Raw genomic sequence first — 6,721 nt, forward strand, 5'->3', positions numbered from 1 at the left:
CTGCGTCTGTGAGAAACCCCGTGACCGGCCGCTGCATCGGGATTTTGTGAGAGGCTCCCCCCGCACGCGACGCCGGCCCGAGAACCGGCAGACTGGACTATCGTCCGGATCTGATCCGATACGAAGGCGGTCTTGATGACGACGCAGGATCTGCCTCACTTCACGCCCGAGGCGTTCGCGAAGCCTGATTGCGCTCCAGACCCCTCTTCTACGCGCAACCGCGTTTCGTCACGCCTATCGCCGCCGCTGCGATCGCCGCCGTGACCGATCTGTGCAGTACCTGCAGCGACCCGGGGCCGTCCTGTCCGAAGTCGCGCGTGCTGCGTCCCGGCGCCCCGGTGGTGATCCGCTTCTCCAACCGGTGCTTCCCGACCAAGCCGGTCGCGATCTGGAATGCCCTCGACGGTGCGGGGCATGTCCAGCTCGTCGGTCTGTACCTTCGACGCGCCGGCTTCGCCCGTATCCAAGGCCATGTCCTCAAACCCGAGGGAGGCCCCGGCGATCCCATGACGGCGGTGATCGGATGGACCATCCGTACCGGTTCGGGTGCCGCCGGTCGCCCCGGCGACGATCCGACCATCATGGGTCCCGCGTCGGCGCCGGATCAGGCCGTTCCAGGTGGTGCGCGCCCCGGGAACCAGTTGCCGTGAAAGCCCGGCGGGATCCGGTGCCCGAGGCGGATCGTGGCGACGGGTGGCGCCTCGAACGTCCGCGCGTCGAGAACGGCGAACTCCGTCGTGTCGCGCGCGGTGTCGATGACGAAGCCGACGAGCCAGCCTTCGTCCTCATCGGCCTCGGCATGCGCCGGCACGAAGACGAACTCCCCGGGGATGCGGTCCGGACCGAATTCGTGCCCGTGGCGCGCACCCGTCTCCACGTCATGCTTATAGAGCTGCGTCGCACCGGCGAGCTGCGTGTTGCCGTCGGCCGGGACGCTCACCGTGTAAAGGTAGCGGTGGCGCTGCCCGAGCCGCCGCTCGTCGATGCGGGGGAACTCCTGCGCCGCGGGATCGAGCACCCGCCGCTCGACGCGCGCCATCGTGGGATCGACCGTCCAGCGTTCGAGCCGGCCCGGATTGTCGAGCCCGCCCCCGATGGCCGTGAACACCGTCGCGTAGGCGATCACGTCGAGGATCACCCGGCCGTCCGCGTCCTCGTAGGCGTTGGCGACGTGGAACACGAAGCAGGGATCGACATCGCACCAGAGGATGTCGGCGCCGTCGCCCTGCCGGGGGAGAAGACCCACCCGGGCCCTGTGGTGGGGGTTCCATCGGAACGGGAAGCGGTAACCGGCGAGCAGGGCCCGGAACGAGAACGTGACGGGCAGATCGAGCACGATCACGAAGCGCGCTGTGAACGCGCAGTCATGGATGCAGGGGCCATGCGCGACCGGGATCGGCACGTCCCGCACGACCTGACCGGTCGGCGCGACGACGACGTGGCGAACGCTGTCCCAGACGCGGCCGTCGTACGCGATGGCATGGGTCTCACCGGTCTGTGGGTCGCGATGCGGGTGCCCACTGAACGAACCCGTCAGGGTGCCGTCGAACGGGTTGTATCGCTGCGTCTCAAGGCTCCGCGCGAGTTCGACGGGGAAGCTGCCGGCCTCCACGACGGCGAAGATCCGACCGCCGATCGCGACGACGTTGGTGTTGACGGTGTCGTTGCCGCCCCGCCGCGGCCCGGGCGCGGCGGGGCGCTTGAGCGCTGCGGCGGCCGTGCGCGAATCGATCCAGCGATTGCGGTACCACAGCGCCTTGCCGGCCTCGATCGCGAGGCCGTGCACCATGCCGTCGCCGAGGAACCAGTCGTGGCCCCGCGTCGCGGCGCGCGCGGGGTTGGCCCCCATCTTGAGGTAGAGGCCGTCGAGGCCCGGCGGGATCGACCCGGTGACGGGCAGGTTCTCCAGGCTCAGCTCCGTGTGCATCGGTTCGTGGACGCCAACCACGAAGGGATTGTCCGTTCCCGGCAGGCGCAGCCGGTTGCAGGCCGCCCACAGGCCGACGCCGGCCTCGGCCGCGGCGCGGAAGGCCGCCTGGATTCGGTTCGGCATCGGCAGCGGTTCTCCGATCAGTTGGCGGGCCGGGCCGTCATCGCGGCGGGCGGTCCCCGGTCCCGGCCGCGGACGGGGGGCGCGCGGGTCGTGACCGGCTCCGCGGTGGACCGTACGCGCGATGGCGCGTGGCCGTGAGCTTAAGGCGGGACGGTCCGACCGTGCGTGGCATGGCGCAGCGATCCGACGCGTCCCCGATGTCTTCCGGCGGATCCGGAAGCGAAATGCGCAGGAACCGGGGACTCTCATGGCGATTGGCTTGCCGAGCCGCCGTCCAAGCCGGCCGGGAGGATGACATGTCCGAGGATACCGAAAAACACCTGGCTTTGCTCAGTGCCCTCAGGGCTGCACAGGGGAAGAGCGATAGCTCCTTCGAGCAGGCTGTCACGAATGCCTTCGAGCACGTCTTCGAACATCTCGGACGCCTGAACGATCACGTCTCTTTGGGTGGCCCCGATGGGGGAGCGCCCCACCTGAAACCTGGTGAGTCGCCAACTCTGCGATAGGGACGGCCCGTCCAGGCCTTCAGGTGACGCGCACCCGCACCCGGTGCCAGCAGGTGCAGAGATAACCCTTGTGGTTCCAGACGTCGTCGGGCAACGCCGGCTGGGTCTGGCCGGCCGAGTCCCAGGCCCGGACGGCGAGGTCGTGCTCCCCCGGCGGCAGGTCGAGCTCGGCGGTCCAGAAGGTCCAGGCGAACGGCGCGTCGGGCTCGTGCTCGAGCGTTGCCTGGATCCAGGTCCGCCCGCCATCGCCTGAGACGTCGACGCGGATAACGGACCGGTCGCCCGCGACCGCGTAGCCCCGGACCCGGCACGCCCCGGCCCTGAGAACAGCGCCGCGCGCCGGTTCGCAGATCGCGGCATTCAGCGGCATCGCGTCGATGGTGTGTCCCAGGACCGGATCGGCGGTCTCGGCCGTCACGTTGGGTGGGTACAGCTTGTAGTCGCCAGCCTGAATCGGGTTCTCCGAGGGATGATCCTGCACCGTGATGCGCCGGAGCCATTTGGGACTGCGCACGCCGGCATATCCCGGCACGACCGCGCGGACCGGAAAGCCGTGCTCAGGCAGCAAGGCTTCACCGTTCATGGCATAGGCGAGCAAGGTCTCGGACGACATCGCCTTGGCGAACGGGATCGAGACTCCATAGGGGCGGCCATCCACCGTGTCGTGGCTTTCGAAGGCCACATGGCGATCCACCCCTTCCGCGACATCTGCCATGCGCAGGAGATCGCCAAGGCGAAACCCGGTCCACTCGGCTGTCCCGATGGCCCCGGCCTGCCACGGATCTCCGGAGACCGGGGCCACCGCTCGCAGATCGGCGCGACGATTTCCGGCGCATTGCATCGTTGCGGTGACCGTTGCCCTCGGGAAACGGGTCCGCAGGTCATCGAGGGACAGCTCCAGCGTGACGCCGCCCTCGACGGTCAGGCGCCAGGTCTCCGTTTCAAGGTCCGGGAGTTCACCGTGCGAGCGTACATAGAAGTCCGCCGCCGGGGTCCGGTAAGACGCGCGCAAACGACCAAGGGGCGGTTCGGCATTATAGGGCGTCGCACCATGGACGATCAGGCGAGCCATTCGCTCGGATAGGCTCAGCATCGCGGCTTCCGTTTGGATGAGGATCTGCGAGCTAACGCGTCAGCAGCGGCAAGGCTCAATCAACGATCTGGAAGCCGTTGGAGCCATCTGCTGTTCCGGTCGCGCTCGTCTGGAGCGGACCTGCCGCTTTCAGTCACCATCTGCCACGACGCGTCGCCCGCCCGAATGTCCTAGAGGGGTGGATTTCCGCCGGTCTGCTTTGGAGCGAGGGGCCAAACAAGCAGCCGCTACCGTCGCGCCCGCTCCTGATCGGCGGCGGCTGCGGAATGCTGCGTCCTACGCGTCGAGCAAGTATGGAACGAACACATCCTCGATCCTGAAGCGCTGTTCGGTCAAACCTTGCTCGTGGTGGTAGCGGAGCACCGCGTCGATGGCTGCCCGGTTCCTGGCCATGCCGTAGGGCCACCAATCGTCCCCGAGAAGCTCGCGGTCGCGGGCAAGCAGGTCCGTCAACCACGGCACCATCGTCGCCATGGTGTTGAACGTCATCGCATGCGTCAGTCCCGCGACCTCGGCCGATTTAGCCTCGCAGAAGCCGTTGTAGACCGCCCGAACGAGATCCGGCTCGCGCTCGGCCAGTTCGCGCGTCACCACGACGGTGTGCATGATTGGGAAGATACCCGTCCGGCGATAGTAGTCGCGCTCGACCGCCTCGTGGTCCGGGAACAGGCGGCGGACCTTCGTCGAGCCTGAAAGCACGCAGTGGGGCACGTCCGCTGAGATCAAGGCGTCGATCTCGCCTGCCTCCAGCAGTACACCGAGGTCGGTGCCCTTTGGAGCCATCGTGACCTCGACACCGGCCGGGTGGGGGTGAGGCACGAAGTCTATGGGGTCCATCGGGAAGTCGATGCCACCCACAATCCAGCGGTTGCGCTCAGGTTTGAAACCGAACTCGTCCGAGAGGATGCCTTTCGGCATCACCCCGGCATCGTGTCCGTAGAGCGCCAACTCACCGATGGTGCGGTTCACGAGATCTTGAGGATGCCGGATGCCGCTCGCCTCGCTGACGTAGATTGCAGAGTGGCGGAACGCGCGGTTCGGGAAGACGGGGATCGCCAGGAAAGGCGATGGGCCATCTGCAAAGGTGCGCAGGAAGTAGGTCAGACCAAGCTCGGATACGTCGTAGGCGCGATGACGGATCATCGCCTCAAAAATCTGGGGTACGATGCGGGCCGTGTGGAAGCGGGCCGTGACGCCATCGATCTTGATGCGACCGTCGCTGAGCGCGCGGGTGCGGTCGTAGTTCCAGAACGCGATGTCGAGGGTTCGGTCGGTCATCCAAGGCGCCTCCAACAGGAACCCGACCATATAGTAAACGTGTTTATTATATGAACCCCCGGCGTCGAAGGGCTGCTCAGCAAGCTCGGGGGGCGCTACGAGGAGCTATGGCCACCGACCCTCAGACACTCGCCGATCTGTTCGCAAACGAGACCCTTGGCGCACCCGAGAACGCAGTGGGGTTTGTGCTCTGGCGGGTCGTCCATCGCTACGTGCGCGCGGTCGACCGCGCGCTCGCAACTGCCGACCTGACACACCTTCAGTTCACGGTCCTGGCGATGACGGCGTGGATGGCACGCTCCGGCGAGCCCGTGACGCAGGTCACCCTGGCACGGTTTGGGGACATACACCCGATGCAGGTGTCGCAGGTGCTGAAGGCGTTGGAGGCCAAAGGTTTGATCGCACGGCGACGTAGCATCGCCGATACCCGAGCCAAGTGCATCGAGGTGACCGAAACCGGCGTCAGTGCTCTCCGGCAAGCCATGCCGTTGGCAATCAGCGTTCAAGAGCGTTTGTTCGGCAAGGCGGGCGCGCCTGGTGGCAGCCTTCTGATTGCCCTGGCGCAGGCCGACGCGCGACCTTCAGATGAATGACGTGACCTCGACCCGTTCCAACGGACGGCTCTTTCGCTGAGCCGACTACGCACACGGTCGAGGTATGACCGCTTCCGAGAAGTTCTTGCGACCCTCTGGATGACCAGCTTGGGTCCAGGCTGTGTCAAAGTCCCTTCTGAGATAGACTTGCGGCCTCATCTGCGCAGGCCAGCATGGGACGGTTCATCGAAGGGCAGGGCCGTCGGCAGTCCTGGTTGCTGCCCGATTCGCTGGACGACCACGTCACCGCCGACAATCCGGTTCGGGTGATCGAGGTCTTCATCGACGAACTCGATCTGGGCGCTCTCGACTTCAACCGCTTCGAGCCCGCGGCGACGGGACGGCCCGCTCATGATCCGGCCACGCTTCTGAAGCTCCACCTCTACGGCTATCTCAACCGCGTGCCGTGGAGCCGGCGGCTCGAGCGTGAGGCACAGCGCACCATCGAGGTGATGTGGCTGACCGGCCGGCTGGCTCCCGATCACAAGACGATCGCCAACTTCAGGCGCGACAACGGACCTGCGATCCAGGCGGCCTGTCGGCAGTTCGTGGTGCTGTGCCGGGATCTGCAGCTCTTCACCGGGGCGACCGTCGCTTTGGATGGATCGAAGTTCAAGGCGGTCAACAACCGGGACCGCAACTGCACCATGGCCAAGGTCGCCAAGCGCCTGGAACAGGTGGAGGCCAGCATCGCCCGCTACCTCGCGGCGCTCGACCGGGCGGATAGGGAGGGCAGCGACGTACCCGAGGCACGCACACAGCGCATCGGCGAGAAGATCGCCGCCCTACGCCGGCAGATGGCCTTCTTGCGCGAGATGCAGGCGCAGGTCGAGACCGCGGACGACGGACAGGTATCGCTGACCGATCCGGACGCCCGCTCCATGGCGACGAGCGGGCGAGGCACCGGCATCGTCGGCTACAACGTACAGATTGCCGTCGACCCCGAGCGTCATCTCGTCGTCGCCCATGAGGTCGTCAACGAGGGCCACGACCGCACCCAGCTCGTGCCGATGGGCGATCGGGCCAAGCAGGCCACCGACGCGGGGGAGATCGTGGTCCTGGCCGATCGCGGCTACTACAGCGGCGACGAGGTTCTGGCCTGCGAAGGCACGGGCATCCTGCCGACCATGCCGCGGGCCGACACGTCGGGTCGAGCCAAGAAGGGGCTCTTTGTGCGCGCCGACTTCGTCTACGACGC

7 protein-coding genes are annotated in these 6,721 nt (G+C 66.9%); 3 read left to right on the forward strand and 4 right to left on the reverse strand.

Going from position 1 to position 6,721, the window contains the following annotated elements; all coding sequences use genetic code 11:
* Window positions 1-188: 188 nt before the first annotated feature.
* On the forward strand, window positions 189-650 hold the full coding sequence (locus BM228_RS28670; protein WP_208612117.1) for a hypothetical protein: 462 nt from the start codon (window positions 189-191) through the stop codon (window positions 648-650).
* On the opposite strand, the gene BM228_RS28675 is transcribed toward BM228_RS28670, so the two are convergent.
* From BM228_RS28675 to BM228_RS28690, 4 genes are all read right to left on the reverse strand, one after another.
* Entirely contained in the window at window positions 605-2,053 is a 1,449-nt protein-coding gene (locus tag BM228_RS28675; RefSeq protein WP_092046028.1) for an 8'-apo-carotenoid 13,14-cleaving dioxygenase, read from the reverse strand. The two genes, BM228_RS28670 and BM228_RS28675, sit on opposite strands and share 46 nt — an antisense overlap.
* Window positions 2,054-2,298: 245 nt before the next feature.
* Window positions 2,299-2,469 carry a hypothetical protein gene (locus BM228_RS36180; RefSeq protein ID WP_208612118.1) on the reverse strand — a complete coding sequence of 57 codons (171 nt, stop codon included), beginning with the start codon at window positions 2,467-2,469 and terminating at the stop codon, window positions 2,299-2,301.
* 109 nt (window positions 2,470-2,578) lie between these two features.
* Window positions 2,579-3,652, reverse strand: a complete 1,074-nt coding sequence (locus BM228_RS28685; RefSeq protein ID WP_092046032.1) for a molybdopterin-dependent oxidoreductase — start codon at window positions 3,650-3,652, stop codon at window positions 2,579-2,581.
* A gap of 276 nt (window positions 3,653-3,928) precedes the next feature.
* Window positions 3,929-4,930, reverse strand: a complete 1,002-nt coding sequence (locus BM228_RS28690) for a substrate-binding domain-containing protein (RefSeq protein WP_092046040.1) — start codon at window positions 4,928-4,930, stop codon at window positions 3,929-3,931.
* Window positions 4,931-5,037: 107 nt separating this feature from the next.
* On the opposite strand from BM228_RS28690, the gene BM228_RS28695 reads away from it, so the two are divergent.
* Together BM228_RS28695 and BM228_RS28700 are read left to right on the forward strand one after the other, a co-directional pair.
* Window positions 5,038-5,523 carry a MarR family winged helix-turn-helix transcriptional regulator gene (locus BM228_RS28695; protein ID WP_092046034.1) on the forward strand — a complete coding sequence of 162 codons (486 nt, stop codon included), beginning with the start codon at window positions 5,038-5,040 and terminating at the stop codon, window positions 5,521-5,523.
* 173 nt (window positions 5,524-5,696) lie between these two features.
* Window positions 5,697-6,721, forward strand: a 1,025-nt coding sequence (locus tag BM228_RS28700) for an IS1182 family transposase (RefSeq protein WP_092046036.1), incomplete at its 3' end; no start/stop codon positions are given.

This window comes from Methylobacterium pseudosasicola (assembly GCF_900114535.1).
Taxonomy (GTDB): domain Bacteria; phylum Pseudomonadota; class Alphaproteobacteria; order Rhizobiales; family Beijerinckiaceae; genus Methylobacterium; species Methylobacterium pseudosasicola.

Bases quoted from the DNA above. Each gene is read 5' to 3' on its own strand.
- BM228_RS28685 (WP_092046032.1), bottom strand. From the start codon at position 3,652: ATGCTGAGCCTATCCGAGCGAATGGCTCGCCTGATCGTCCATGGTGCG.
- BM228_RS28695 (WP_092046034.1), top strand. From the start codon at position 5,038: ATGGCCACCGACCCTCAGACACTCGCCGATCTGTTCGCAAACGAGACC.
- BM228_RS28690 (WP_092046040.1), bottom strand. From the start codon at position 4,930: ATGACCGACCGAACCCTCGACATCGCGTTCTGGAACTACGACCGCACC.
- BM228_RS28675 (WP_092046028.1), bottom strand. From the start codon at position 2,053: ATGCCGAACCGAATCCAGGCGGCCTTCCGCGCCGCGGCCGAGGCCGGC.
- BM228_RS36180 (WP_208612118.1), bottom strand. From the start codon at position 2,469: ATGTTCGAAGACGTGCTCGAAGGCATTCGTGACAGCCTGCTCGAAGGA.